The 25136-nt window shown below is 68.2% G+C and carries 21 protein-coding genes and 1 tRNA gene; 14 read left to right on the forward strand and 8 right to left on the reverse strand.

Translation table 11 applies throughout. From position 1 onward, the window contains the following. Nucleotides 1-137: 137 nt before the first annotated feature. Both DMH01_RS03820 and DMH01_RS03825 read left to right on the forward strand, forming a co-directional pair. Nucleotides 138-2003, forward strand: coding sequence for a long-chain fatty acid--CoA ligase (locus DMH01_RS03820; RefSeq protein ID WP_125673716.1), 1866 nt, complete (start codon nt 138-140; stop codon nt 2001-2003). Between the two features lie 153 nt (nt 2004-2156). Further along, on the forward strand, nt 2157-2813 hold the full coding sequence (locus DMH01_RS03825; RefSeq protein ID WP_125673717.1) for a maleylpyruvate isomerase N-terminal domain-containing protein: 657 nt from the start codon (nt 2157-2159) through the stop codon (nt 2811-2813). Here DMH01_RS03825 and DMH01_RS03830 read toward each other — a convergent pair. Then, a complete protein-coding gene (locus DMH01_RS03830) occupies nt 2810-3703 on the reverse strand; it encodes an SDR family NAD(P)-dependent oxidoreductase (protein ID WP_125673718.1) in 894 nt (297 codons plus the stop codon). The genes DMH01_RS03825 and DMH01_RS03830 overlap by 4 nt on opposite strands. Before the next feature lie 371 nt (nt 3704-4074). Here DMH01_RS03830 and DMH01_RS03835 point away from each other — a divergent pair, with 371 nt between their 5' ends. From DMH01_RS03835 to DMH01_RS03860, 5 genes are all read left to right on the forward strand, one after another. Beyond that, nucleotides 4075-5289, forward strand: coding sequence for an MFS transporter (locus tag DMH01_RS03835; RefSeq protein WP_125673719.1), 1215 nt, complete (start codon nt 4075-4077; stop codon nt 5287-5289). A gap of 428 nt (nt 5290-5717) precedes the next feature. Beyond that, entirely contained in the window at nt 5718-7178 is a 1461-nt protein-coding gene (locus DMH01_RS03845) for a GGDEF domain-containing protein (RefSeq protein ID WP_125673721.1), read from the forward strand. Between the two features lie 97 nt (nt 7179-7275). Beyond that, complete coding sequence (locus DMH01_RS03850; protein WP_125673722.1) at nt 7276-9438, forward strand: phospholipase A2; 2163 nt, start codon at nt 7276-7278, stop codon at nt 9436-9438. Between the two features lie 378 nt (nt 9439-9816). Further along, nucleotides 9817-11223: an LCP family protein gene (locus DMH01_RS03855; RefSeq protein ID WP_199745384.1), complete on the forward strand. Its 1407-nt coding sequence runs from the start codon at nt 9817-9819 to the stop codon at nt 11221-11223. Between the two features lie 216 nt (nt 11224-11439). Continuing rightward, entirely contained in the window at nt 11440-11910 is a 471-nt protein-coding gene (locus DMH01_RS03860; protein WP_125673724.1) for a helix-turn-helix domain-containing protein, read from the forward strand. A gap of 87 nt (nt 11911-11997) precedes the next feature. Here the strand turns inward: DMH01_RS03860 and DMH01_RS03865 are convergent, their stop codons facing one another. Continuing rightward, nucleotides 11998-13458: an NAD(P)/FAD-dependent oxidoreductase gene (locus tag DMH01_RS03865; RefSeq protein ID WP_125673725.1), complete on the reverse strand. Its 1461-nt coding sequence runs from the start codon at nt 13456-13458 to the stop codon at nt 11998-12000. 122 nt (nt 13459-13580) lie between these two features. On the opposite strand from DMH01_RS03865, the gene DMH01_RS03870 reads away from it, so the two are divergent. Beyond that, nucleotides 13581-14138, forward strand: a complete 558-nt coding sequence (locus DMH01_RS03870; RefSeq protein WP_199745385.1) for a TetR/AcrR family transcriptional regulator — start codon at nt 13581-13583, stop codon at nt 14136-14138. Between the two features lie 233 nt (nt 14139-14371). Then, nucleotides 14372-14782 (forward strand): hypothetical protein, encoded by a 411-nt coding sequence (locus DMH01_RS03875; protein WP_199745356.1) that lies wholly within the window; start codon nt 14372-14374, stop codon nt 14780-14782. Nucleotides 14783-14785: 3 nt separating this feature from the next. On the opposite strand, the gene DMH01_RS03880 is transcribed toward DMH01_RS03875, so the two are convergent. Continuing rightward, complete coding sequence (locus DMH01_RS03880; protein ID WP_005165704.1) at nt 14786-15007, reverse strand: DUF3618 domain-containing protein; 222 nt, start codon at nt 15005-15007, stop codon at nt 14786-14788. Between the two features lie 125 nt (nt 15008-15132). Here DMH01_RS03880 and DMH01_RS03885 point away from each other — a divergent pair. The 3 genes from DMH01_RS03885 (at nt 15133) to DMH01_RS03895 (ending at nt 16639) form a co-directional block, all read left to right on the forward strand. Then, nucleotides 15133-15206: transfer RNA gene (locus DMH01_RS03885), tRNA-Leu, on the forward strand. 327 nt (nt 15207-15533) lie between these two features. Continuing rightward, on the forward strand, nt 15534-15794 hold the full coding sequence (locus DMH01_RS03890) for a hypothetical protein (protein WP_125673728.1): 261 nt from the start codon (nt 15534-15536) through the stop codon (nt 15792-15794). Nucleotides 15795-15841: 47 nt separating this feature from the next. Continuing rightward, nucleotides 15842-16639, forward strand: coding sequence for a hypothetical protein (locus tag DMH01_RS03895; RefSeq protein ID WP_199745357.1), 798 nt, complete (start codon nt 15842-15844; stop codon nt 16637-16639). On the opposite strand, the gene DMH01_RS03900 is transcribed toward DMH01_RS03895, so the two are convergent. The 4 genes from DMH01_RS03900 to DMH01_RS03915 are packed head-to-tail and all read right to left on the reverse strand — an operon-like array spanning nt 16621 to nt 19873. Then, nucleotides 16621-17220 (reverse strand): dihydrofolate reductase family protein, encoded by a 600-nt coding sequence (locus tag DMH01_RS03900; protein WP_125673729.1) that lies wholly within the window; start codon nt 17218-17220, stop codon nt 16621-16623. The genes DMH01_RS03895 and DMH01_RS03900 overlap by 19 nt on opposite strands. A gap of 5 nt (nt 17221-17225) precedes the next feature. Next, a complete protein-coding gene (locus DMH01_RS03905; RefSeq protein ID WP_125673730.1) occupies nt 17226-18026 on the reverse strand; it encodes a metalloregulator ArsR/SmtB family transcription factor in 801 nt (266 codons plus the stop codon). Nucleotides 18027-18059: 33 nt separating this feature from the next. After that, nucleotides 18060-19064, reverse strand: a complete 1005-nt coding sequence (locus DMH01_RS03910) for a methyltransferase (RefSeq protein WP_125673731.1) — start codon at nt 19062-19064, stop codon at nt 18060-18062. 35 nt (nt 19065-19099) lie between these two features. Continuing rightward, nucleotides 19100-19873, reverse strand: a complete 774-nt coding sequence (locus DMH01_RS03915; RefSeq protein ID WP_125673732.1) for an aminotransferase class IV family protein — start codon at nt 19871-19873, stop codon at nt 19100-19102. Nucleotides 19874-19927: 54 nt separating this feature from the next. Here DMH01_RS03915 and DMH01_RS03920 point away from each other — a divergent pair, with 54 nt between their 5' ends. Continuing rightward, nucleotides 19928-20434, forward strand: a complete 507-nt coding sequence (locus tag DMH01_RS03920) for a DinB family protein (RefSeq protein WP_199745358.1) — start codon at nt 19928-19930, stop codon at nt 20432-20434. Here the strand turns inward: DMH01_RS03920 and dnaE are convergent. Next, the gene (dnaE, locus tag DMH01_RS03925) at nt 20409-23927 is read right to left on the reverse strand and encodes a DNA polymerase III subunit alpha (RefSeq protein WP_125673734.1); all 3519 of its coding nucleotides are present in this window, start codon (nt 23925-23927) and stop codon (nt 20409-20411) included. The two genes, DMH01_RS03920 and dnaE, sit on opposite strands and share 26 nt — an antisense overlap. A gap of 122 nt (nt 23928-24049) precedes the next feature. Between dnaE and DMH01_RS03930 the strand changes: the two genes are divergently transcribed. Then, entirely contained in the window at nt 24050-24985 is a 936-nt protein-coding gene (locus DMH01_RS03930; protein WP_125673735.1) for a LysR family transcriptional regulator, read from the forward strand. Nucleotides 24986-25136: the final 151 nt, after the last annotated feature.

Below are 25136 nucleotides of genomic sequence, written 5' to 3' on the forward strand. Positions count from 1 at the left end.
TCCTTGTTCGGGACTGACGCGGTGAAAACGGAAAAGGTGGACATTTCGCGGAGCACGACCGTGGCCGCGATTCTCTATCCAGCACTGCCGACAGCCCTTACAGTGTGCCTGATCAGGCAGCATCGAGGAGGCCAGCGTTGACCACCCAGCCGACCGTCGCCGAGCAGATCGAAGGCCAGACCATCCCCGCCCTGCTTCACCGCAACGCCCAGGAGTTCGGTGACCTGCCGGCGGTCACGTCACTCGACATCGAGGGCAAGCCGACCCTGAACTGGGTCGAATTCCGCACCGCCATCGCGGAGGTTTCCCGAGGACTCGCCGGCCTCGGGCTCGGCGTCCGCGACCGGATGCTGATCATGGCGCCGAGCAGTCCGGACCACCTCGTCGCCGATCTCGCCGCGGCCCATCTCGGCGCGATCCCCTGCACCGCGTACGCGACGCTCAGCCCGGAGCAGATCGGGTTCGTCGCCCGGCACAGCGCCGCCGGCGTCGTCGTCCTCGCCGGTGCCGACGAACTCGGCCGCTGGTCGCAGGTCCTCGACGACCTGCCCGCGCTGCGGCACGTCGTCCTGCTCGACGCGTCCGCGGTCCCTCCGGACGACAAGCGGTTCCTGTCGTTCGCCGAGCTGCGCGCGGCGGGCGCGGAGGCACACGCCGCCAACCCGCGGGCGTTCGAGACCGCGTGGTCCGCGATCACCCCGGACGACCCGCTGTCGATGATCTACACCTCCGGCACCACCGGCGACCCCAAGGGTGTCGTGCTGTCGCACCGCAACGCGATCTACCAGGCCGTCGCCGTGCAGCGGCTGCACGACTCCCCGATGCACGCCACGAACATCGCGTACCTGCCGCTCGCGCATATCGCCGAACGCGAGCTGTCGATCTACATGCCGATCGTGTGGGCCGGGCACGTGCACACCGTCGCCGACCCGACCGGCGTCGTCGGCGCGCTGGGCCAAGTGCACCCGAAGAGCTTCTTCGGCGTTCCGCGAGTGTGGGAAAAGATGGTGGCAGGCCTCAAGAACCTGCTCGGCTCGCTGCCGGAGGAGAAGCGGAACGGTCTCCTCGGTGCGAACGAACTGCTGCAGCAGGGCTACAAACTGCGCAGTGACGGCAAGGAGGTACCGCCGGAGCTCGCCGAAAAGATCGCGCGGACCGACGCGGCCGCGCTCGCGCCGGTGCGGGCGATGCTGGGCCTCGACCAGATCGAGGTCGCCTCCAGCGGTGCCGCCGCGCTGCCGGTGGAGATCCTGTACTTCATCGCCGGGCTCGGCGTCGAGATCCAGGAGGTCTGGGGGCTGTCCGAGACCACCGGCGCGGTCACCTCGAACACGCCGTCGGCGTTCAAGGCCGGCTCGGTCGGCCGCCCGCTGGAAGGTATCGAGGTGAAGGTCGCCGAGGACGGCGAACTCCTCGTCCGCGGCGCGATCGTGTTCCTCGGCTACCTGCAGGCGGACGGCACGATCAAACCGGACGTCGACGCCGACGGCTGGCTCGCCACCGGCGACATCGGGACCATCGACGAACGCGGCTTCGTCACGATCACCGACCGCAAGAAGGAACTGATCATCACTTCGAGCGGTAAGAACATCGCGCCGACAAAGATCGAAGGTCTCCTCAAGGAACACCCGCTGATCGGGCAGGCCGTCGCGATCGGCGAGAAACGGCCGTACGTCACGGCGCTGATCGTCGTCGACGACGAGATCGCGCCGGGCTGGGCGACCGCGAACGGCATCCAGCTCGCGGAAGGCGAATCGCTCGCCGACAACGCGGAGGTCCTCGCGGAGATCGACAAGGCCGTCGAGGCGGCGAACGCGCGGCTGGCCAGGATCGAGCAGATCAAGCGGTACCACGTGATCCCCAAGGCCTGGACGCCGGAAACCGGCGAGGTGACCCCGACCTTGAAGCTGAAGCGGCGGATCATCAACGACCGCTATGCGCCGACGATCGCGGATCTGTACGCGGCCTCCGCTCCGGAACCCGCCCCCGCCGCCGGTTCCTGACGCGCGGTAAGTCGCAAGACGTGTGCTTGAAGGCGCAACTCGCGTGTCTGGAGGCGTAACTCGTGAGTTACGCCTTCAAGCACGTGAGTTACGCCTTCAAGCACGGGACGAAAGGAGTCGCGACCGGCGAGCGACCGCTGCTAACTTGCCGCCGTGGATCTCTTCTCCCGCTCTTGGGCGGCGCTCCTCGCCGCCGTCGCCGAAACCCCCGACGAAGACTTCGCCAAGCCGTCCGGCTGCGCGGGCTGGCTAGTGCGGGACCTGGTGTGTCACCTGGTGATCGACGCCCAGGACGTCCTGATCACCCTCGCGACTCCCGCCGAGACGGAACCCACGCGCGACGCGGTCACCTACTGGGAGCTCGCCGAGAAGCCGCCCACCGGCGAGGACGACCTCGACGCGCTGATCGTGCGCCTCGCCGCCGCCTACCAGGAGCCGCGGCTCCTCAAGTTCCACCTCGACGACGTCGGCTCCGCCGCGGGCCGCGCCGCCACTCTCGCCGACCCGGCGACGCGGGTCGCCACTCGCGACATCGTCCTGACCGCGGGCGACTTCCTCTCCGCGTACGTCCTGGAGTGGACGCTGCACCACCTCGACCTGGTCGCGTATCTCCCGCACCTCGACGGCCCCGCCACCGACAGCCTCGCCAGGACGCGGCAGATCCTGGAGCAGCGCACCGGGGAAACGTTCCCGGCGTCGTTCTCCGACACGGACGCGCTGCTGGTCGGCACCGGCCGCCGTCAGCCGACGGACGCCGAGAAGGCCGAACTCGGCGACCTGGCCGCGAAGCTGCCGTTCGTAGTGGGCTAAGCCGTCCGGGTCGACTCCGTCCACTTTCGCAGCCGGGGCGGGACGCGCTTTTCGAGGCCGTAGTTCTCCAGGTGCGCGCTGAAGACCTCGTCGAAGGCGCGCTGCACGGTCTCGGTGTCCCACACCGGCCGCTCGAGGATGGGCTGCTTGAGGAACGGCTGCCCCATGACGTGCAGCTGCGGCCCGTTGCAGCGGATCATCTGCCCGGTGATGCCGTCGGATCCGGGGCCGAGCAGGAAGAGCACGACGGGTGCGATCCGCGACGGTGTCCGGTCCGGCGGGCAGGCCCGCAGCGACCGTTCGGATTTCCACACCATCCGGGTGTGCGCGAGCGGGCAGACCGCGTTCACCCGGATCCCGCTCTCCTCCAGGTCGAGCGCCCACGAGTAGGTCAGCGAAGCGACGGCGCCCTTGCTGGCTGCGTACACGCCGAGCTTGCGCTGCCCGAGCGACGCCCCCGACGAGATGTTGACGATCGACCCCGGCCTGCCGCTTTCGACCATCGCCCTGATCGCGGCGAGCCCGGTGTACATGACGCCGAGGACGTTGACCTCGATCAGTTCGCGAGCCTGGTCGACGTCGTCCTCCCACGGCAGCGCCTCGTAGTTCAGGCCGGCGTTGTTGACCAGCCCGTCGATCGCGCCGAACTCGGCGAGACACAGGTCGACGATCTCCTGCGCCTGCTTCGGATCCGCGACGCTGTGCCCGCTGGCGACCGCTCTACCGCCGAACCGGCGGATGTTCTCCGTCGTCCGTTCGGCCAGTCCGGCGTCGATGTCGTTGACCACGACGGCCCCGCCCGCCCTCGCGACGTGCACCGCGAACGCCTCGCCGAGGCCTCGTCCCGCCCCGGTCACGACGACGGCCCTGTCGTCGAGCAAACCGTTCATCGCCTTCACCCCTTTGACCCAGCCGGCCTCCACCTCCAGACCGGTCTCTACTCAGTGTTGGCCCATTCGGCCCAACCGGACCGGCGGCGGCGGCGAACGGCGGCCCGGCTGCGCCGAGCGAGGGCGGGGCGATAGTCGCGCAGATACCCGCGGGCGAGTCAGGCCGGCATCACCCACCGGTCGGACGGCGTAGCCCGATCAGCTCAACAGGGGAAGGATTCACCCGTCTTCTGTTCGTCTCCCTGTAGCCAGAGGCATACTGAACGTTGTCCGGCGGGACGACAACTGTGACTCCCTCGTCGACCGCGTACCACGGCAGGCAAGAATGCGAGGGACGGAAGTTCACCCGATCGGGGGGAGGTGGTCACGCAGTGAAGACGAACGCGGCGCCGCGGATGACCGCCGCCCTGGCGAACCGCGAGTTCCGCGCACTCTGGCTCGCCGAGGTGCAGTCCCTCATCGGGGACCAGCTCACCATCGTCGCGCTGGCGATCCTCGTCTACGACCGGACAGGCTCCGCGTTGCTTTCCGCGGTGGTCTACTCCCTGACCTTCCTGCCCGCGCTGGCCGGCGGTCTCGGCCTCTCCCAGCTGGCCGACCGATATCCGAGGCGCACCGTCCTCGTCGTCTCGTCCCTGGTCCAGGGCGTGCTGATCGCGATCATGGCGATCCCCGGCACCCCGCTCGCCCTGTTGTGCGGGCTGGTGGTGCTGGCGCGGCTCGTGAACGCTCCCGGCAACGCGGCGCAGAACGCACTGACCCGCGAGGTGTTCACCGACGACGACCTCTATCTCAAGAGCCAGGACATCAGGGGCATCTCGACCAACACCGCCATGCTGCTCGGCCTGGCGGGCGGCGGCCTGCTGGTGTCGCAGGTCGGGGTGAGCTGGGCACTGGCGCTGGACGCCGCGACGTTCCTGCTGAGCGCGGCCGTGGTCCGCTTCTCGGTCTCCCGGCGGGCGGCGGCGTCCGACGGCAACGGCAGCTGGTTCGGCGCGGTGAAACAGGTTTTCGGCAACCGGCACCTGCGGGTGCTGGTCTGGTTCTCGTGGCTGGTCGGCCTGGCCGTCGTCCCCGAGGGGCTCGCCGCGCCGCTCGCCGCAGAGATGGGCGTGGGGAAGCAGGCCGTCGGCTGGCTGCTGGCCGCCGATCCGCTGGGCTTCGTCATCGGGGCGTTCCTGCTGTCGCGGTTCGTCTCGGCGGAACAACGACGGAAGCTGCTCGGCGTGCTGGCGGCACTACCGATGGTCGCCCTGATCGCCTTCGCGCTCCAACCCGGGCTGATCCCGGCGTTGCTGCTGCTGGCGGCGGCGGGTGCCGCGGGGGCGTACCTGATCACGGTGAGCGCCACGTTCATCACGTGGGTCCCGAACGAACTCAGGGGCGGTGCGGGTGGGGTGTACCGCACGGGATTGCGGGTGGCTCAGGGAGTAGGGGCGGGTCTCGGCGGGCTCGCCGCCGATCGGCTCGGGTCGGCGACCTCGGCCATCGCGCTGGCAGGCGTGGTCGGCCTGCTGCTGGCCGTACTGGTCGCGCTCAGCTGGGGACACATCAACGGATCCAGCCCGGAACCGCTGCTGTCATGAGGAATCCACACTGGACGACCCCTGGGGCGGCACGGCCGCCCGGCGGGTTCGTACTCGGAAATCTCGACACGACACTGCTTCGGCACCTCAGTCAAAAGAAACGGCTTCGGATCAGAAGTCACGGCTCGACACGGTCACACACCTCCCGGCCACCTCGTTGCTGCGAACTAATACCTTGTCCGGGCTCAGAAGTCACGACTGGACACTATCCGTCACCCCTTCCGCGGCACGTCTCGAAAAACATTCAGTCGACAAGATCAGAAATCACGGGACACGATTGCCACCTCCGGTCCGTGTTCGCGGGCACCCTTGCCTGTGTCGGACAACCGATGCGATGGGATGATACCGGCCGTGGAATACGAACGGTGTATCAGTCGGTACCGGTGAGATTACTCAGCCGTGCCGTCCGCGCGGAAAAGAGGTAGCAATTGCCAGCCGAGACCGGTGACCGCCGCCAGCACGGCGACGGCACCGGCGACCTTGACGACGCGACGGCGACACCCGCCGCCCAGAGCGGTGTACCGGTGACCGAACGCGGGCAGGCGAGTCCGGAAGGTGACCAGGCCGCGCCGCCGGAACGCCATCCCTACGATCCCAGGGCGTGGGCGCTGTGGCAGCGGCCGAAGCGATTCATCGCGTTCCTTTTCGCGATGGAGGCCGTCGGAATCGCGATCATGGTCGTCGCGACGATGAATTCCACGAATCCGGGAAGAACGGACTGGGTTCGTTTCGCCATTCTCGCGGTCGGCGCCACGGCACATATTCAGCTCACCCAGCGGCAAGAGGAAAGACGGCGCGATCGGAGCCGCACCGTCCTCATCGACCTCACCGCGGTATGGACATTTCCAGCCGCGGTGATCCTGCCGCTTTCGCTCACGCTTTCCATCATCGCGATCGTCCGGATCCAGCATTGGTTCATCGCCCGCCGCCCCGCGCACAACTTCGTGTTCTCGTCGGTCACCCACGGCGTTTCGGTGACACTGGCATCGCTCACCTTCGCGGCGTTCGGGCCGCATGAATGGGGCCGGATCTCCGGCTGGGACACCCTCGGCGAGTTCGGTGTCCTGATCGTCACCGGAATGGTCTTCGAAGCGGTGCAGATCGCCTACATCGGCGGCATCCTCGCGCTCGGCTCGCCGAAGCGGCCGTCGATCTCCACCGTGCTCGGCAATGCGGCGGACAACCTGCTGGAGGCCATCACGATCGGCCTCGGCGCGGTCACCGCGGTGCTGCTGTTGATCATGCCACCGATGGTGATCGTGATGGCCGTGGTGACGGTGGTGTTCAATCGCCTCGCCGAGATCGACCAACTGCAAAACGACGCGCGGACGGACCCGAAAACCGGTGTTCTCAACATGCGCGGATGGTCGGAGTCGGCCGATCGGGCGCTCGGCAGGACTGCCCGATCGGACGACAACCTGGCCCTTCTGATGATTGATCTCGACCACTTCAAGTGGATTAACGACACATATGGACATCCGGCGGGCGACGACGTCCTCCGCGATGTGGCACGGAAATTGGACGAGGTCACCCGGCCCGCCGACGTCATCGGCCGGTTCGGCGGCGAGGAATTCCTCGTACTCCTGCCGGATATCGACGAAACGGCGGCCAAACTCGCCGCCGAGCGAGTGCGCAGTGCTATCGCCGAACTGCATATAGTGACTACCGACAAAAGGGGCAGCCGGGTGACCATCTCGGGCCGTACCACCTCGATCGGCGCGGCCTTGTTCCCTCGTCACGGTGAATCCCTGCAGGAACTCCTGCACGCCTCCGACGCCGCCGTCTACGTGGCCAAGGAGAACGGCCGGAACCAGGTGCGCTTCGCCCAGGACGTGGACCGGCCCACCCCTCCGCCGCCTCCCACCGACGAGGCGCGTTCAGAGGACTAAACGCCTTTCGGCCGGTCACACCATCAGGGGACCCCCAAGGAAACCCCGGGGGTTATCCGGATGTCGGCCTTGATCGGCGGATGGCACCCTGGACGCCATGCCAGCGACAGCCCAAGCCGCCGCTCGTCCTGCCCGGATCCGGCGGCCGTGGTCGACTTCGGGCTGGTTACTGCTGGTCACGGTGCTGGTGTTCGGCTTCGGGCTGATCGCGTCACGGCCGGCCTCGCCGCCGGACCAGGGGCCACCGACGGGTGACATCCTCGCCGCGCAGAACGCGGTCGACGCGCTGGTGCGGCCGGGCCCGGTCGAGCACGCGATCGCCGCGCTGCCCGCCGACTTCACCGCGGTCAGCGGCATCACCCCGGGCGTGATGACGGCACGGGACGGCACCGTGCGCGCCGTCCACAGCGACGGCGGTTGCTCGGCGCCCTGGGGCGACGACAACACCAAGTGGGACTACGCGGTCCCCTGCAAGGCGCACGACCTGGGCTACGACATCCTCCGCTACGCCGAGCGCAAGGGGCACCCGCTCGGCCAGGAGGCCAGGGCCTCGCTCGACGACCGGCTCTCGGCCGACATGCACAACGCCTGCGTCCTCAACCCGATGGACTCGCGCGGCACCTGCGACGTCGTCGCCTCCCTCTATACCGCCGGTCTCGTGCTCAACTCCTGGCATCAGCGCTGGGGACCGCCGGTCGGCGACCCGCTCGGCCCGATGATCGTCGGCGTGCTGGTGATCGGCGCGCTGCTGGTGTTCCGCCTGCGCGGCTGGGTCCGCAACCGCCGGACCGCCGTCACACTCCCCCGCGAGCCGCGGCCCGTCGTCCCGGTCGGCCGGTGGGCGTTGCTCGGAGTCGCCGGTGTCGTCCTCATGCTGCTCGGTGAATCCGCCGTCGCGCTCGCACACTGGGCGGGGGCACCGGAGCGGTCGTTGTGGCCGCTCACCTGGCTCGCCCAGCTCTGCCCGCTCATCTTCTTCGCGGTCGGCCGGATCAACGAGGCGGGCTGGCGGTCCATCCGCGCGACCGGCGGCCGCTACCCGCAGTACCTCGCCGACCGCGCGAGCCCGTTGCTGCGCCCGGCGCTGATCTTCGCCGTCGTCGCGCTGGTCGTCCCCCTCGCGCTGGAGGTGCTGGGGATCCCGACGGGCACGAACGCCACCGTCATGCGGATCGCGCTGCATCCGCTCTGGCTGCTCGGTGTCTTCCTGCTGACCGTCGTGCTCGCGCCGGCGCTGCTGGCGTTGTACCGCCGGACGCGGAGCGTCTCCGTCGCCGGGCTGCTGGCGCTGACCTTGGCGAGCGAGGCCGCCGCGCAGTGGTCCGGTTCGGCCGTCCCGCGCTACGCGGAGACGTTGTTCCTCGCCCTGTTCGTCCAGCAACTGGCGTTCGCCCACGCCGACGGCGTCCGCCTGCCGCGCGTCGCCCTCGTGGCGACGGCGTTCACCGGCGCCGCCGGATTGGGTCTCGCGGTCGCCGTCCGTGGCGAAGGTCCGATGCTGCTCGGCGGCCCCGGCGCCCCGGCCGCGTTGTCGGGCCCGCCGTGGGGCGTGCTCCTGCTCGGCCTGGTGCAGCTCGCGCTCCTCGGCCTGCTCGCGCAGCCGCTGGCCCGGCTCGGCGACCGTCCCGCGGTCGCCGCCACCGCCCGCCTCGTCCTGCGCGCCCCGATGAGCCTGTACCTCGGCTTCCTGTCCGCGATGCTGCTGCTCGTGGCGGTCGTCTACCTGCCGGGACCGTTCGTGGACGGGCTCAGCTGGCTGGCACGCCCGCGAGTCCTGCTGGCGATGGCGCTGCTGGCCGTGCCCGCCGTGCTCGTCTTCTGGTGGTTCGAGCGGCATTCGGGACCGCAACAGCGGACGGTCGACGAGCCGGGCCTCCGGGCCATGATCTTCTGCCGCGCGGCGGCGACGGTCGGCATGGCGTACGCGATGCTCGGTGTGTTCGGGTTCGCCCTGACCCGCTTCGGCGGCGCGTCCGCCGACGCCGACCTCCTCGGGATCCGGTTCGGCCCCGTCCAGAGCCTGGTCAACCTGCTACTCGGGGTGTACCTGCTGCACACCGTGCGGAACGGCACCAGCCGGATGACGGGGACCTGGCTCGTGTGTGCGGTCGCGTGCGCGCCGCCGCTGATGAGCGCGCTCGACGGCAAGCAGGTGAGCGCCGCGTCCGTCGCGCTGCCGGTCGCGACGATCGTCGTCGCCATGCTCGCGGCGGCCGCCACACTGGTCCCGGCCCGCGCCGCCCGGCGTGTCCTGCCCTGATCCGTACGGCGCTGACCAGGCGTTCTCCGTACCATGAGGAGGAAACCGGTGGTGCGTGCCACATCTCCGGGGGGATGTGTAATCCTGCGACAACCCGCAACAGGCACCATGCGTCCCTTGAAGAGACCGTCGAACCGGTAACGACCAGAAGGAGCAGACCGCGTGGAGTACCCGCCTCGGAATGGGCATGGGGATCGACGTCCCGCCCGGCCTAGGCAGGACGCGCCCGGACGCGTTCCTTCCCGATCGGCCCCGCCCCGTGGAGCCCGCCCGGCGCCCGCCCGTCAGGCCGCGGGCATGCCGCCCCGGCGCCCGGCCCCGAGGCGGCGGTCGTTCCGCGGTCCCAAGATCGCGCTCGGCCTGGTCTCGCTGCTGGTGATGGGCCTGACCGGGTACGCGTGGGCCGCGATGGACGGCCTGACCTTCGCGAACGTCGGCATCGGCGCGGACGAAGGCGAGAAACCCGCCGACGGCGCCCGCGACATCCTGCTCGTCGGCCTCGACAGCCGCACGGACGCGCAGGGCAACCCGCTGTCCAAGGAAGTCCTGGCCCAGCTGCGCGCCGGACAGGCGGACGGCGAGCTGAACACCGATTCGCTGATCTTCGTGCACATCCCGAACGACGGCTCCAAGGCCGTCGCGATCTCGCTGCCGCGCGACTCCTACGTCGACATCCCCGGCGGCTACGGGAAGCACAAGATCAACTCGGCCTACGCCCGCGCGATGCTCGACGAGCGCAAGAAGCAGCAGGAGAACGGCGTCTCCGACCCGAAGGAACTCGACCAGAAGGCCAACGAGGCCGGGGCGAAGACCCTGATCAAGACGGTCGAGCAGTTGACCGGGTCGACCATCGACAACTACGCCGCCATCAACCTGCTGGGCTTCAGCGAGATCACGCAGGCCATCGGCGGGGTCGACGTCTGCCTCAACGACGACGTCAACGACCAGTTCTCCGGCGCGAAGTTCACCAAGGGCCCGCACACCATCTCCGGTGTCGAGGCGCTCGGCTTCGTCCGGCAGCGGCACGGGCTGCCGCGCGGCGACCTCGACCGGGTCGTCCGGCAGCAGGTGTTCATGGCCGGGATGGCGCGGAAGGTGCTGTCCGCGGGCACACTCGCGAATCCGGGCAAGCTCAACGACCTGATCACGGCCATCAAGAAGTCGGTCGTGCTCAACCAGAACTGGGACGTCTTCGGCTTCGCGCAGCAGATGAAGAGCCTGACCGGCGGCCAGCTCGAGTTCCGGACGATCCCGATCGTCAACATCGAGTACAAGACCCCGAACGACGGCGTCGCCATCCAGGTCGACCCGAAGCAAGTGAAGAACTTCGTCCAGGGGCTCGCGGGCCCGCAGCCGGGCGAACAGCAGCAGGCGCCGCCCGCCGAGTCGCCCAACAAGGCGACCACGGTCGACGTCCGCAACTCGACGCCCCGGGACGGGCTGGCCTCGTCGGTGCTGAAGCAACTCGTCGACAAGGGCTTCACCGCGGGCGACACGGCCACCGCGAGCGCGCGCAAGAAGACGGTCGTCTGGGTCGCCAAGGGCGAGAAGGCGAAGGGCCAGGCGGTCGCCGACGCGCTCGGCGGCAACCCGACCGTCCAGGAGGACAAGAGCGTCGAGGCCGGGCACGTGATGGTCTTCCTCGGCTCGGACTTCAAGGCGCCGAGCGGTGCCGAAGGCTCCGGCTCGTCGCAGAACGCCGCCGGCTCGTCGGCCGCCGCGCCCCCGCCCGAGCAGTCCGACGAGAAGCCGATCACCGCCGAAGGCGTGCCCTGCGTCAACTGACGCGCTCGTAAACAGGCCGAAGACCACCGAAACAGCCCCTCCGGCCGCCTTTCCTTCACCCATTCGGCCCAGCGAGCAAAAATCTCTCGGAAAAGCACCCCCGAAACCGCGTAAGAGCGGCGGCCCTGCCGACTTTCATACACGTGAGCGCGCTCGTCCCCGGTTTTGTCACACGGGGCGGGCGGTGGAGAAGGTTGGCAAGGCAGGGGATGGGGAGTGCTGATCGACGCTGAGAGCTATCAGCGGATACTCGGAGACGAGCTCCGCAAGCTCCGCCGTAAACGTGGCTGGACACGCAAGGAACTGAACCAGCATCTGCAGAGCGAGATCTCGCTCCAGACGCTGGCGACCTACGAGCTGGGCACCCGGCACTGTTCCGTGGTGCGGCTGGTCGAACTGTGCGTCGCGATGGACGAACTGCCACAGGATCTGCTGGCCAAAGTGCATCGCCGGGTGTTCGTGGACGAACCGGGCCGGGTCCGGATCGACCTGCGCCAGGTGATCAAGGACGAGCAGGACGAACTGCTCCCCCTGCGGCGGTGGGCGGACGACCGGCTCAAACGATCGAGCGACAACGGCTCCGCCGAAGTCCATCTCGATCTCGCGGCGCTGGAACGGATGGCCGAGCTTTGCGGCATCCCCACCGTCGATCTCATCGGAAGGCTTCGCCGGCTCAACCCCTCATGAGCGCGGCGTTCCCCGGTCCGTGAAGGCCATGCCCCCCATCTTGGCTTTCACGGACCTCCCCCTCTTCGCGTGAAGGCGCGTTTCGGCTCAGCCGAGCAGTTCGTAGTCCTCGCGGCGCACCTTGCGGGTGTCGAGCCAATACCGCCAGGTGAAGCCCGGCCAGATCGTGCGGTTGACGCCCTTCGCGTCGAGGTACCAGCTCTTGCAGCCGCCCTGGGTCCAGATGCCCTTGGCGAGTTTGCGCTGGATCTCGCCGTTGAAGCGCTCCTGCGCCTCCGGCCGCGGGTCGAGCGCCTTGCCGCGGGCGAGCCGCAGCGCCTGCGCGACGTAGGAGATCTGCGCTTCGATCATGAACACCACGGAGTTGTGCCCCAGCCCGGTGTTCGGGCCGAGCAGGAAGAACAGGTTCGGGAACCCGGACACGGTGATGCCCTGGTACGTCCGCATCCCCTCGGTCGCCCACTCCTTGCCGAGATTGCGCCCGTCGCGGCCGATGATCTCCAGGTCGTCGAAGGCGTCGGTGACGTGGAATCCGGTGCCGTAGATGATCGCGTCGACCTCGTGCTCGACGCCGGCGCCGTCGACGACGCTGTGCTCGCGGACCTCTTTCACGCCGTCGGTGACGACGTCGACGTTGTCCCGCGCGAGCGCCGGGTAGTAGTCGTTGGAGACCAGGACCCGCTTGCAGCCCATGGTGTAGTCCGGCGTCAGCTTCCGGCGCAGTTCCGGGTCCTTGACGCTCTTGTGGATGTTGCGCTTCGCGATGCGCTGGCCGATCTTCATCACCCACGGCTGCCCGTTGAAGCCGATCGCGCGGGCTTCGAGACCCCAGTAGAGGACGTTGCGGAAGGCGCGCTGCAGCAGCGGCACCGAACTGAACGTCTTCCGGAGCGCTTCCGGCATCTCCCGGTCCGGCTTCGGCATGATCCACGGCGGCGTCCGCTGGAAGAGCGTCAGCTCGGCGACGTCCTTCGCGATCTGCGGCACGAACTGGATCGCGCTCGCGCCGGTGCCGACCACGGCGACACGTTTGCCGGTGAGGTCGTAGTCGTGTTCCCACTGCGCCGAGTGGAACGTCCGGCCCTGGAAACGCTCGATGCCGGGCAACTTCGGGATCTGCGGCAGGTGCAGCGCGCCGACCCCGGCCACCAGCGCGGGCGCGACGAACTCGTCACCCGACTTCGACGCGACGTGCCAGCGGTTCTCGTCCGCGTCCCAGCGGGCGCCGGTCATCTCCTGGCCGAAGCGGATGAAGCGGTGCAGGTCGTACTTCGCGGCGACGTCGCGCATGTACTGCCAGATCTCCGGCTGCGGCGAGTACGCGCGAGACCAGCCGGGGTTCTGCTCGAACGAGAACGAGTACATATGCGAGGGGATGTCGCAGGCGCAGCCGGGGTAGGTGTTGTCCCGCCACGTGCCGCCGACGTCGTCGGCCTTCTCCAGGATGACGAAGTCCTCGCGGCCCTCTTTGCGCAGCTGAATGGCCATGCCCAGCCCGGAGAAGCCGGTTCCGACGATGACGACTCCGGTCTCGGTGCGGTTGCCCATGACCCCGACCTCTCGTTCGTTTTACCTGTTACCGGGAGTTCACCTTACTCGAAGTAGGTTACCTTCGGTAGAGTGTTGTGGTGACGACGGCGAAGCGCAAACGCATGCCAAAAGCAGAGCGGATGCGGCAGATGATCGAGATCGCTGAAGAAGTCTTCGCCGAACGCGGCTACAGCGCGGCGTCGATGGACGACATCGCGGAGCGCGTCGGGGTCTCCAAACCGATGCTCTACGAGTACTTCAACTCGAAAGAGGGCCTGCTGCTGGCCTGCATCCAGCAGTCGCGGGCGGCACTGCGCGAGGTCACCGAACGGGCGACCGTCGGTGCGACGTCCGCCGAGGACGCGCTCCGGCGTGGTCTGCTCGCCTTCTTCGTCTTCATCCGCGAACGACGGCAGGCCTGGTCACTGCTCCGCCACGAGATGGCGCTGATCGGGACCGGCGCCGCCGACGAGATCGAGCAGACCCGGCGCCAGCAGACCGACCTGATCGCCGCACTGATGGGTGACCACCTCGACGCCGGGGACGACCTCCGCGCCGAGGCGTCCGCGGAGTTCGTCGTCGGCGCGTGCGAGCGGCTCGCGATCTGGTGCGAACGCCACGAAGACGTCAGCCCCGAAACGGCGACCGGATACGCCATGGACGTCCTCTGGTCAGGCCTGTCCGCGCGGGCCCGCTGAAACGACTGTGAAGATGCTCGTGCATTAGGCCATTCGGTCGTCACTCAGAGCACATTGCCGCCAGTGTCTTGTGACACAGAGTTGTCCTACTGTATCGATGACACTGTAGAAAGTCTGATGGACAGTCGCGGCCTCCGTCAGGAGGGGGCGCCACCACCCGAAAGTGGCGTCATGACGGCGGCGTGACGAAGTCCATTGAGTGACGCTTGCTCGCGAGGAGAGGGGTGAGGCGGATGACCGAACCGATCACCGCGTCGTACGTCCAGGAGGACGACGACTGGAAGATAACGGTCAGCGGCTCCGGCAAGGAACTGACCGGTCGTGCGCCGGGCATCATCGCGGCACGGGACCGGGCCGACCAGCTGGTCGAAAAACTGTCCCCGCCGGAACACTCGACGGTGGTGCACCTGCTCAACGGCAGCGCCCTCGAGTTCACCGCCGCCTACATGACGGCGAGGCTCACGCTTCCGGAGATCGAACCGCTCGAGGTTCCTCCGCCGGCGAACGGCAAAGCCAAGGAGAAGACCGGCGGCAAGCCCCCGGTGCCCCAGGGCAAGGAACTCCCGAAGGCCGTCGACGAGGCGAAGTCCAAGGAGAAGTCCGAGCCCGCCAAGACACCCGCCAAGGCGGCCCAGACCTCCTGAGACCTACTTCAGGAGTTTGCGGATCAGCAGCACGCCGATCAGCACCGCCCCGCCGATGAGCGGGTACTTCACCTTGGGCTCGTCCAGCTTCGCGCGCAGACCGGTCTTCGCGGAATCCACCAGCTTCGCGGGGTTCGCCTTCGTGCCCAGCTGGTCGAGCGTGGCGACCAGCGCGTTCCTGGCCTGCTCGATCTCACGCTCGATGGTCTCGGGATCGCGAGCCACGTGTCCTCCTCGCCGCGACGGACTTGCTGGAAGCCCACGTTAGAGGACGCCGCCCTCCGGGGTGGCATCGGCCACGCCGAGAAACGCCGAACGTGTCGCACGCTACGATTTCGGGGCAGTACTGGGGGCCCGTAGCCCAATTGGCAGAGGCACACGGTTTAGGTCCGTGCCAGTGAGAGTTCGAGTCTCTCCGGGCCCACCCAACCCATGCACAGCGCTCTCTCCAGAGGTGGCCAGATCGCTCGAACTCGGGCCTCGTCCAAGTAAGATCAAATCTTACTTAGACGAATCCGACTTCAGCTCGCCTGCCGAGAGCGTGAGCCTTGGCACCGCCTTGGAAGCCGAGCCGACGGACGAGCGGCAGACCACGCGAGCGTGATTCGCGAACTCGCGCCGGGGCGTCGCCGGTTTTCGACGTCACCTTCATACCTCAAGTAGCTGACCGGCGATCGACAACAGTCTTCAAGGTAGAAACTGGTACTCTGGTACCCGGGAGCCGATCGGGACTATCGGAGGAGGGTCTGCCATGGCCGCAGCGACCGCGCCGATCAAAGTCGACGCCGCGACCGATGAACTCGTGTCCCACGCGGCTCACTTCATGTCGCGCTCGAAGAAGGACATCGTCGATGCCGCCGTACGCGAGTACATCGACGCGCACCGCGACGAAATCAACGCCGGAATCAAAGCCGCCCTCGGACAGCTCAACGGCTCCGACTCTGCCGCCATCTCATTGATGACCGGATTGAGCGATGACGAACTCGATGAGCTCGGCGGCATGCCGAAGTAGCTTGGCGCCCTAGCGGCTGATCTCCACGCGAGGCCGCTCACTAGTATTTGATCATGACCCAGGTCACAATCGGCGTCCGTCCGACCAAGAGATGCCTTGCCGATCTCAGCCTTTCCTTGCCAGATCTCGGCCTTCCGCTCAACGAGATGGACGATTCGATCGTCGTCACCGCCCAGTCGATCCCGGCACTCCGGAATGCCGGTGGCGCCCAGCGGATCTTGTCCCTGAACGACCGCGTGTGGTTCAAGGTCAAGACCAGAGATCGCCGGGCGGTCGTAACCCGACTGCAGGACGACGACCTGCCGCACGAACTCCCGAGCGAGGTCGGAGGCTGGTGGATCGGCGCGGCCGGCCACCGCCAAGCGGACAGTCCGCAACGCGACTTCTACGAATCGATCAGGCGCGAGTGCACCGACGGCAAAACCGTTTCGACCACACGCCTCCTCCCTGTCGAGTGGGACTGGAAGCGCCTCAGCGCGGAGCAGGCGGTCGCCTGGCGACGTGAGATGAAGCGGCTGGTGGTCCATCTCATCGCCATATCGCTCACCAGTGGAAAGCTCGCGGTAGCCGAGTTCCGGAACCATCGCATCAAGGCACTCGTCCGCGTCGATGACGCCCACGAGGCTTATCTGGCGATCATCGCCGAAGGAATCGCGGATCCAAAGATCTTCGCCTTGCTCCTCGACTGCGTTCCCGGCGTCACAAAGGACGATTGGCAACCCGAGCCGTCCGAGCCGGCGGCAATGGAACCGGCGCCCGGCGAGATCGTCTGGTCGACCCTGTTTCCGTCAGAAGTCGCGAGCACGATCCTCGAACTCGACTCGGCTCACCGCACCCGGTCGTAAACCAACGCCATCTCCCCCAGTTCCCCGGCCTCCTGATACGCCAGTGCCCACGTCGACGCGGGCAGGCCGTCGGCGAACAGCCGCTGCCCGCCGCCGGTGATCTCGGGGCAGATCATCAGGTACAGCCGGTCGATCAGGTCGGCCGCGAGCAGGGCCTTGATGACGCTGGCGCTGCTGTTGACCAGGATGTCGCCTTCCCCGTTCGCCTTCAGGTCGGCGATGACGTCGGCGGCCGGGGCGTTCACGACGCGGGCGCGGTCCCACGGCGCTTCGGTCAGGGTCGTGGAGAGGACGACTTTTTCGGCGTCCACCAGCCACTTCGCGTAGGCGCGGTCGCGCGGGTCGGCGTTTTCGTCGGCGGCGATGGTGGGCCAGAAACCCAGGAAGCCTTCGGCGTTCAACCTGCCGAGCACCGCGGTGGTCGCCTTCTCGTGGATGCGGGCGAGGTGAGCGCGGGCGACGTCGGTAGTGGCATACGAGACGATCGCGCCCATGTCGCCGGGTCCGCCGGGGCCGCTGTAGTGGCCGTCGAGGGTGAGGCTGATGTTCGCGGTGACGCGGCGGCCGGTCGGGTTCGTCATGTCGTTCAGTCCTTTGCCTGAGTGAGCCGAGCTGCGAGGTTGTCGAGCACCTGGCCCCAGCCGGTTTCGATGCCGGCGATGAAGGGGACCGCCTCGACGGTCGTTTCGGTGATGCGCAGGTCGAGCCGGAGCCGGGTCCCGCCCGGCGCCTCGGTGAACTTGAGGTCGTAGTGACCGGTGAAGAAGGTGTCCCCCTTGGCGTCCAGCACCGAGAGGTCGAACTCGAGGTGTTCGGGTTCGGTCGCGGCGCGGACCTCGCCCGCGGAGCGGTATCGCCCTTCCGCGTCGCGGTAGTCGAGTACGGCTCGTCCCCCGGCTCGCGGCTCGATGACGCAGTCGGTGACGGTCATCGAAGGCGGCGCCCACCAGGACGCGAGCAGCGCGGGCTCGGTCCAGTGCCGCCAGACGGCGTCCGGCGACGCGGCGAGCAGACGGTCGAACGAGAACGCCCGCCCGTCCGCCCACCGGTCCTGGTTCGCGGAAGCGGCGTCGGCGGAGATCGCGGCCTGATAGCGCGTGAGGACATCTCGTTCGCCCTCGTTCGCCTCGATGGTCGCGATCAGCGTCCGCAGCCGTCCTTCGAAGTCCTTCAGCGGACCCGCTTCGACCGCGTAGACCCGGCGTTGCCCCAGCGGGAAGACCGTCACGAGGCCGGCGCGGGCGAGGGTTTGCAGGTGCTTGGTGGTCTGCGGCTGCCGCAGGCCGGTCAGCTCGGCGAGCTCACCGACGGACCGGGGCCGTTCGGCGAGAAGCTCGACGATGCGCCGCCTCGCCCCGTCTCCCAGTGCTGCTGCGATCTGCTCCATGCCCAGAAGTATTCGCTCATCAGAATATTCCTGTCAAGGAATATCTTCGGGATGGAACTCCAGCAGGCTTCGCTCCTCGGTCAGCGTGGTGACGGAGTCGAAGACCAGACCGTGCGCGGCGGCGAGCTCGCGGAGTTCGTCCAGGCGCCGCTCGCGGCCGCCGTAGAGCACGAGCATGACCAGGTCCCCTTCGGTCTGCGCCCCGAGTCCGCCGACCGCCTCGATGACGAGGACCCGGCCGCCGGGCTCGGCCGCCTCGGCGCAGCGGGCCAGGATGCGATGGGCGTGCTCGTCGTCCCAGTCGTGGAGGATGTCGGAGAGCAGGTAGGCGTCGGCGCCGGCCGGGAGCGGGTCGAAGAAGCTGCCCGCGGTGACCTCGACGCGGTCTTCGAGGCCCTGCGCGCGCAGTTCCTTTTCCGCAGCCGCCGCGGTGGGCGCGAGGTCGACGAGACGGCCGCGCATCGCGGGGTTGGCCTTCAGGATCGCGGCGAGCAGGCTGCCGTGACCCCCGCCGACGTCGACGAGCGTGCCGAACCGGGACCAGTCGAACCCGGAGACGAGCCTCGGCACCTGCGTCAGGAACCGTTGGGTCATCTGCCGGTCGAACGTCTCCCGGAGCTGGGGCTGCTCGGCGAGATCGGTCCAGAAGTCCTTGCCGTAGCGGCGGACGTACCCCGCCTGGCCGGTGGCGATGCTGTGCGCGAGTTCGACGAACGCCAGCTCGCCCCGCCCGCCGGCGGCGTTCATGTCCAGGAGCCCGGCGAGCCCGTTTCCGGCGTCGGCGCGCAGGTTCGCCCCATAGCCGGTGGTGCGGTAGCCGGTCGATGTCCGTTCGAGGACGCCGAGGGTCACCAGGTGCCCCAGCAGCAGATCGAACGCGAGCGGTGCTTGGCCGAGTTCCGCCGCCAGGTCGGCGGCGGCCGCGCCGTCGCCGGACAGCCGGTCCGGCAACCCAAGGGTGACGGCGACCCGCAAGGCCATCGGAGTCGCGAGCCCGGCCAGCCGGAGGAGATCGTTTCTGTCGTCGTGGTTCGTCACGAAGATCCACTGTGGCAGCGGGGTCAAGCGACTTTTCAAGGTCGCGTGAGCGGTTCGGTTTCGTAGGCCTGGTGCAGCGCCGCGACGAACGCCGGGGCGGACGGCAGCGGTGTCTCGCCGATCCGGCGCACCGCGATCCCGGGCGTCCACGAGTTCATGACCACCGCGCCGTCGAGCCCCGGCAGGTCCGCAAGCGTGACCTCCTGAACCCGTTGCGGCACACCGATCCCCTCCAGACGCCGCTGGACGATGCCCATCGTCGTCCCCCTCAGCAGGCCGGCGTCGGGCCACACCACCGTGTCGCCGTCCCAGAAGGCGAGGTTCCAGATCGTCGCCTCGCTCAGTCTGCCCCGGCGGTCGACGAACGCCGCGTCGTCGAACCCTTCGCGGACGGCCTGCCGCCGGAAGTACGTCTTGGCCATCTCGCCGGTGTGCTTGATGGCCGGGAGGACGCGCTCGTGGTCCACGGCCGTCAACGCCAGCGGCCCCGCCGGACCGGACGACGGCGGCCGGGTGCGCACCAGGACTTCGAGTTCTCCCGGCTGGTGGATCGTCACGGTCAGGGAGATGTCCGCCGGGCCGGACTCGATCGCCTTCCGCACGTAGGAACGGATCCGGTCGTCGGGAAGGGCGTCGCCGAACAGCTCCAGCGAGGCGGTCCGGAGCCGGTCCAGATGCAGGTCGAGACCGCGCACGCGGCCGTCACGCACCTGCATGGCCGTGAAATGCGCGAAACCGGCGAAAGCGAGCGGCGCCAGCTCTTCGGCGGTCGCCGTCCGGCCGTTCCGCTGCGCGACATGAGGACTCATGCCCGCACCGTAAACCGCTTGCGGCCGCCCTGCCCCGGAGGAAGGATCCCGCGGGTGTCCGCATCGCGTACCGAGCTGTCGCGCTGGCAGTTCGATCTGACCTGGTCGTTGTTCGATTACCACCTCGCCGACCTCGAACCGGCGGATTTCCGGTGGGAGCCGTCGGCTCTTTGCTGGACGATCCGGCCGGACGGCACACCCGACTGGGCCGACACCGAACCCGATCCCATCCCGGTTCCCACGATCGCCTGGCTCACCTGGCATATCGGCTGGTGGTGGAGTGTCGCGCTGGATCACGCGAACGGGCGGGCTCCCCGCGAACGCGAGGCGATCACCTGGCCCGGCGAAGAAGCCGCCATCGAGTGGCTACGCGGTCTTCGCGAGGAATGGCTGGCGGTGCTGGACCGCTTGACCGACGCAGACCTCGACGCGCCCTCCGCTTACCCGTTCGGCGCGGAAGCCGGGCTGACCTTCGCCCACACAGTCGCCTGGGTGAACGCCGAACTGATGAAGAACGTCTCGGAGATCGGGCAGCTCAGGGTGCAGCGGCGCGCGGCGTGATGCCGGGGATGGACTTCAGCTCGCCCAGGAGCATCGCACTGACGGCGACCGGATAGTCGTCGAGCGCGTACCACGTCTCGGCGAGCTTCACCCGGACCGGCGTTTGTCCTTGGTGCGCCAGCAAAGTCCGCTTCAGTTCGAGGACCGCGTCCTCGGTCAGCCGCTCGGCGGTCGCTTGCAGGGTCAGCGGCGGTTCCCCGTCGTCCGCCGCGGAAAGATCGAGCGGCACGAGGCCGCCGCCGAACACGGACATCTTGTCCTCCCGCCAGTTCACCCGACCGCTGAGGCGGACGGCGTTGTCCTCGGCGAGATCTGCCGCGAACAGCGCGTACGCCTTGGGAAAGAACAACACTTCGAGCGCGGCGTCCAGATCCTCGATCGTGCAGATCGCCCACGGCTCGCCCTTCTTGTTCACCCGCCGCTCCAGCGAGGTGATGAGCCCGGCGACGACCACTTCGCCCTCCCGCGGCGGATTGTCGAGGATCGCCGCGATAGGGCGGGGCGCGTGACCGCGCAGAACGCGTTCCGCCCCGTCGAGTGGATGCGCGGACACGTACAGGCCGAGCATTTCCCGTTCGTGGGCGAGCAACTCCTTGCGCGGCCACTCCTCGACACCGAGCTTGAGGTGCGCGAGCGGCGAGTTGCCCTCGTCGCTCTCCTCCCCCGGACCGAAGAGGTCGAACTGGCCCATCGCCTGCTTGCGCTTCAACGGCACTACGGCATCCACCGCGTCCTCGTGTACCCGCAGGATCGACAGCCGCGTATGCCCGAGCGAGTCGAACGCACCCGCTTTGGCCAAGGACTCGGTGACGCGTTTGTTGCAGGCCACCAGTTCCGACTTGTCGAGGAAGTCGGTGAACGACGCGTACTTCCCCTTCTGCCGCCGGGTTTTGATGATCGAGTCGACGACGTTCGCGCCGACGTTGCGCACCGCGCCCAGCCCGAACCGGATCGCGTCCCCCACGGCGGAGAACCGGAGCCCCGATTCGTTGACGTCCGGCGGCAGCACCTTGATCCCCAGCCGCCGGCATTCCGAGAGGTAGACCGCCGACTTGTCCTTGTTGTCCCCCACCGAAGTCAGCAGGCCAGCCATGTACTCGGCCGGGTAGTTCGCCTTCAGATACGCGGTCCAATAGCCGACCAGGCCGTACCCGGCGGCGTGGGACTTGTTGAACGCGTAGCCGGCGAACGGCAGGATCGCGTCCCAGAGCGCCTGCACGGCCTCGCGCGAGAAGCCGTTGGCGACCATGCCGTCACGGAAACCCTCGAACTCCTTCTCCAGTACCTCTTTCTTCTTCTTGCCCATCGCCTTGCGCAGCACGTCGGCGCGCCCCATGGAATATCCCGCGACGTCCCGCGCGATCCGCATGATCTGTTCCTGGTACACGATCAGGCCGTGCGTCTCGGCCAGGATCTCGCGCAGCGGCCCAGCCAGCTCGGGATGGATAGACTCGATCGGCTGCCTGCCGTTCTTGCGGTCCGCGTAGTTGTTGTGCGTGTTCATCGCGATCGGCCCCGGCCGGTACAACGCGTTCACCGCGATGATGTCGCCGAAACCGGTCGGCCTCAGCCTGCGGAGCAGATCCCGCATCGCGCCGCCGTCCAGCTGGAAGACACCGAGACTGTCGCCGCGGGCGAGCAGTTCGTAGGTCGCCGGATCCTCGACGCCGAGGGTGTCGAGATCGATCTCCTCTCCGCGATTGGCCTTGATGTTGTCGAGCGCGTCGCCGATGACGGTGAGATTCCGCAGGCCGAGGAAGTCCATCTTCAGCAGGCCGATGGCCTCGCACGACGGGTAGTCCCAGCCGGTGATGACCGCGCCGTCGTCCCGCCGCCACAACGGGATCGCGTCGAGCAGCGGCTCACTCGACATGATGACGGCGCAGGCATGCACCCCCGCGTTGCGGATCAGGCCTTCCAGCCCGCGCGCGGTCTCGAAGATCTTGGCCGCCTCGCCGTCTCCTTCCAGCAGCGCGCGGACCTCCGCCGCTTCCGCGTACCGCTCGTGATCCGGCTCGACGATCCCGGCGAGCGGGATGTCCTTCGCCGCGACCGGCGGCGGGAGCGCTTTGGAGATCCGGTCCGCGATCGCGTACCCGCTCTGTCCATAGTGGACGCGAGCCGAGTCCTTGATGGCCGCCTTCGTCTTGATGGTGCCGAACGTGATCACCTGGGCGACGTGCTCGGCGCCGTACTTTTCGGTCGCGTACCTGATCATCTCGCCGCGGCGCCGGTCGTCGAAGTCCATGTCGATATCCGGCATCGAGACCCGTTCGGGGTTGAGGAAACGTTCGAAGAGCAGCCCGAGGTCGATCGGATCCAGGTTGGTGATGCCGAGCGCGTACGCCACGAGCGAGCCCGCCGCCGAGCCACGGCCGGGACCGACCCTGATGCCGACACCACGGGCGTGGTTCATCAGGTCGGCGGTGATCAGGAAGTACGCCGGGAAACCCTTGTCGGCGATCACGCCGATCTCGAAGTCGGCGCGGGTGAGGTACGCCTCGGGGACGCCGTCCGGCAGACGGCGGCGTAGCCCGGCCGCGACCTCCTCGCGCAGCCAGGACTCCTCGTCGTGTCCGTCGGGGACTTCGAAGACCGGCATGCGATCGACGTGCCGGTAGACGTCGTCGTAGGGCTCGATCCGTTCGGCGATGAGCAGCGTGGAATCCGCGGCGCCCGGGACTTCCGTGTCCCAGTACGCCCGCATCTCCTCCGCGGATTTGAGGTAGTAGCCGTCTCCGTCGAACTTGAACCGGCCGGGATCGTCGAGGGTCTTGCCGGACTGGACACACAGCAACGCCGAATGCGCGGCCGCCTGACCCCGCGTGACGTAATGCGAATCGTTGGTGGCCAAGGGTTTCAGCCCAAGCCTGCGCCCGATGTCCAGCAGGCCGTCCCGCACGGACCGCTCGATCGGGAGCCCGTGGTCCATCAGTTCGAGGAAGAAGTCGTCCGCGCCGAAGATGTCGCGATAGTCCGACGCCGCCTGGATCGCCTCGCCGGGTTGCCCGAGCCGGAGCCTGGTCTGCACCTCGCCGGACGGGCAGCCGGTGGTGGCGATGATGCCCTCGTGGTGCCGGGCGAGGAGTTCCCGGTCCATCCGGGGTTTGCGGTAGTAGCCCTCCATGCTGGCCAGCGAGGACAGCTTGAACAGGTTCCGCAACCCGGTCGCGTTCTCCGCCAGCATGGTCATATGCGTGTAGGCGCCGCCACCGGAGACGTCACCGCCGTCGCCACGCCGTCCCCAGAGCACCGGCTTCTTGTGGAAACGGGACTCCGGCGCGACGTAGGCCTCGATGCCGATCACGGGTTTGAGCCCGGCGTGGACGGACTGCCGGTAGAACTCGTCCGCGCCGTACATGTTCCCGTGGTCGGTCATGCCCACCGCGGGCATGCCGAGCCGCTGGGCCTCCGCGAACAGGGGCGCGATCTTGGCCGCGCCGTCGAGCATCGAGTACTCGGTATGAACGTGCAGGTGCACGAAGGAGTCCACCGGCCACTCCCCACGGTTGTACGATTCCGGTCCGACGCGGCGATTGGACCCAAGCCGTGCCGGTGTTGTCCAACAAGCGACACGCGACCATCGACAACCGGAAGTTGTAGGGAGTGCACACGGTGGAGCTGGACCTCGGCGCGGTGCGCGCGTTCGTCGCGGTGGCCGACGACCGGTACTTCAGCGAAGCGGCGATCCGGCTGGAGGTCAGCCAGCAGGCGATCTCCAAACGCGTCGCGAAGCTCGAGTCGGACCTCGGTGTGCGGCTGCTGTCACGGACACGCGGCGGGGCCGAGCCGACCGAAGACGGCGAGGAATTCCTCAAGCACGCGCGTGCGCTGATCAGCCTCGCGGACCAGGCCGTCGAACGCCTCCACGGCAGGCGGCGGGCGCTGCGCGTCGACGTCCTCGGCACGCGGCTGGCGACCATGGAGGTCGTCCGGGCCTTCCATGCCGACCACGACGACGAACTGGAGCTCGTCACGCCCGGGCTGGGCGCGGTACGCCGGTCCCTGCTGCCCGAGTCCGTCGATGCCGCCTTCGCCAGGGTCAGCACCGTGCCGGATCCCGGGATCGCCCGCACGCCCGCCTACCTGGAGCCGGCGAACCTGCTGGTCGGACGGCGGCACCCGCTCGCACGGCGGCGCCGGGTCGCGATGGCGGATCTCGCCGGCCAGACGGCGTGGATGCCGTACAACGCGCGGGCCAGCGAATGGGCGGAGTTCTGGCAGGAACTGTGCCCGGAGTTCGGCATCCTGGTCGACACCGACGGCCCGAACTTCGGGCTCGAACACCACATCGAGGTGATCGGCGCGTCGAAGGACCGGCTGGGTTTCGTCGGCGCGAAGATGCACGTGCCCTGGCATCCGGACGTCGTGCAGATCCCGCTCGTCGACCCGACGCCGGTGTACCCGTTCTCCCTGCTGTGGCGGCTCGAGAACCGGCACCCCACACTGCGGCTGCTGATCGAGCACGTCCGCGCCGCTTACCGTCCCTTCGATCCGGAGCGGCAGTGGCTCCCGGTGTCGGACCGGGAGGCCATGAGCGACAGTTCGTGATCTTTTCGCGCTCGTGTGTCCTTTGTGGCCGGACAGGACACCGTCTTGACGGGCCCCGGATCGGGATCTACTCTTCTCCCTTCAGACAGGCACAGACGAAGAGCCACTGTCAGCGGTCTTCGTCGTGTCTGTTTTTTTGTGTCGGATCGCT

The organism is Amycolatopsis sp. WAC 04182 (assembly GCF_003947465.1).
Lineage (GTDB): Bacteria > Actinomycetota > Actinomycetes > Mycobacteriales > Pseudonocardiaceae > Amycolatopsis.

Excerpts from the sequence above, each read along its gene's own strand:
- DMH01_RS03875 (WP_199745356.1), top strand. The coding sequence starts at position 14,372 with ATGACCGAACCGATCACCGCGTCGTACGTCCAGGAGGACGACGACTGG.
- DMH01_RS03890 (WP_125673728.1), top strand. The coding sequence starts at position 15,534 with ATGGCCGCAGCGACCGCGCCGATCAAAGTCGACGCCGCGACCGATGAA.
- DMH01_RS03870 (WP_199745385.1), top strand. The coding sequence starts at position 13,581 with ATGCGGCAGATGATCGAGATCGCTGAAGAAGTCTTCGCCGAACGCGGC.
- DMH01_RS03855 (WP_199745384.1), top strand. The coding sequence starts at position 9,817 with ATGGGCCTGACCGGGTACGCGTGGGCCGCGATGGACGGCCTGACCTTC.
- DMH01_RS03905 (WP_125673730.1), bottom strand. The coding sequence starts at position 18,026 with ATGGAGCAGATCGCAGCAGCACTGGGAGACGGGGCGAGGCGGCGCATC.
- DMH01_RS03850 (WP_125673722.1), top strand. The coding sequence starts at position 7,276 with ATGCCAGCGACAGCCCAAGCCGCCGCTCGTCCTGCCCGGATCCGGCGG.
- DMH01_RS03865 (WP_125673725.1), bottom strand. The coding sequence starts at position 13,458 with ATGGGCAACCGCACCGAGACCGGAGTCGTCATCGTCGGAACCGGCTTC.
- DMH01_RS03900 (WP_125673729.1), bottom strand. The coding sequence starts at position 17,220 with ATGACGAACCCGACCGGCCGCCGCGTCACCGCGAACATCAGCCTCACC.
- DMH01_RS03915 (WP_125673732.1), bottom strand. The coding sequence starts at position 19,873 with ATGAGTCCTCATGTCGCGCAGCGGAACGGCCGGACGGCGACCGCCGAA.
- DMH01_RS03830 (WP_125673718.1), bottom strand. The coding sequence starts at position 3,703 with ATGAACGGTTTGCTCGACGACAGGGCCGTCGTCGTGACCGGGGCGGGA.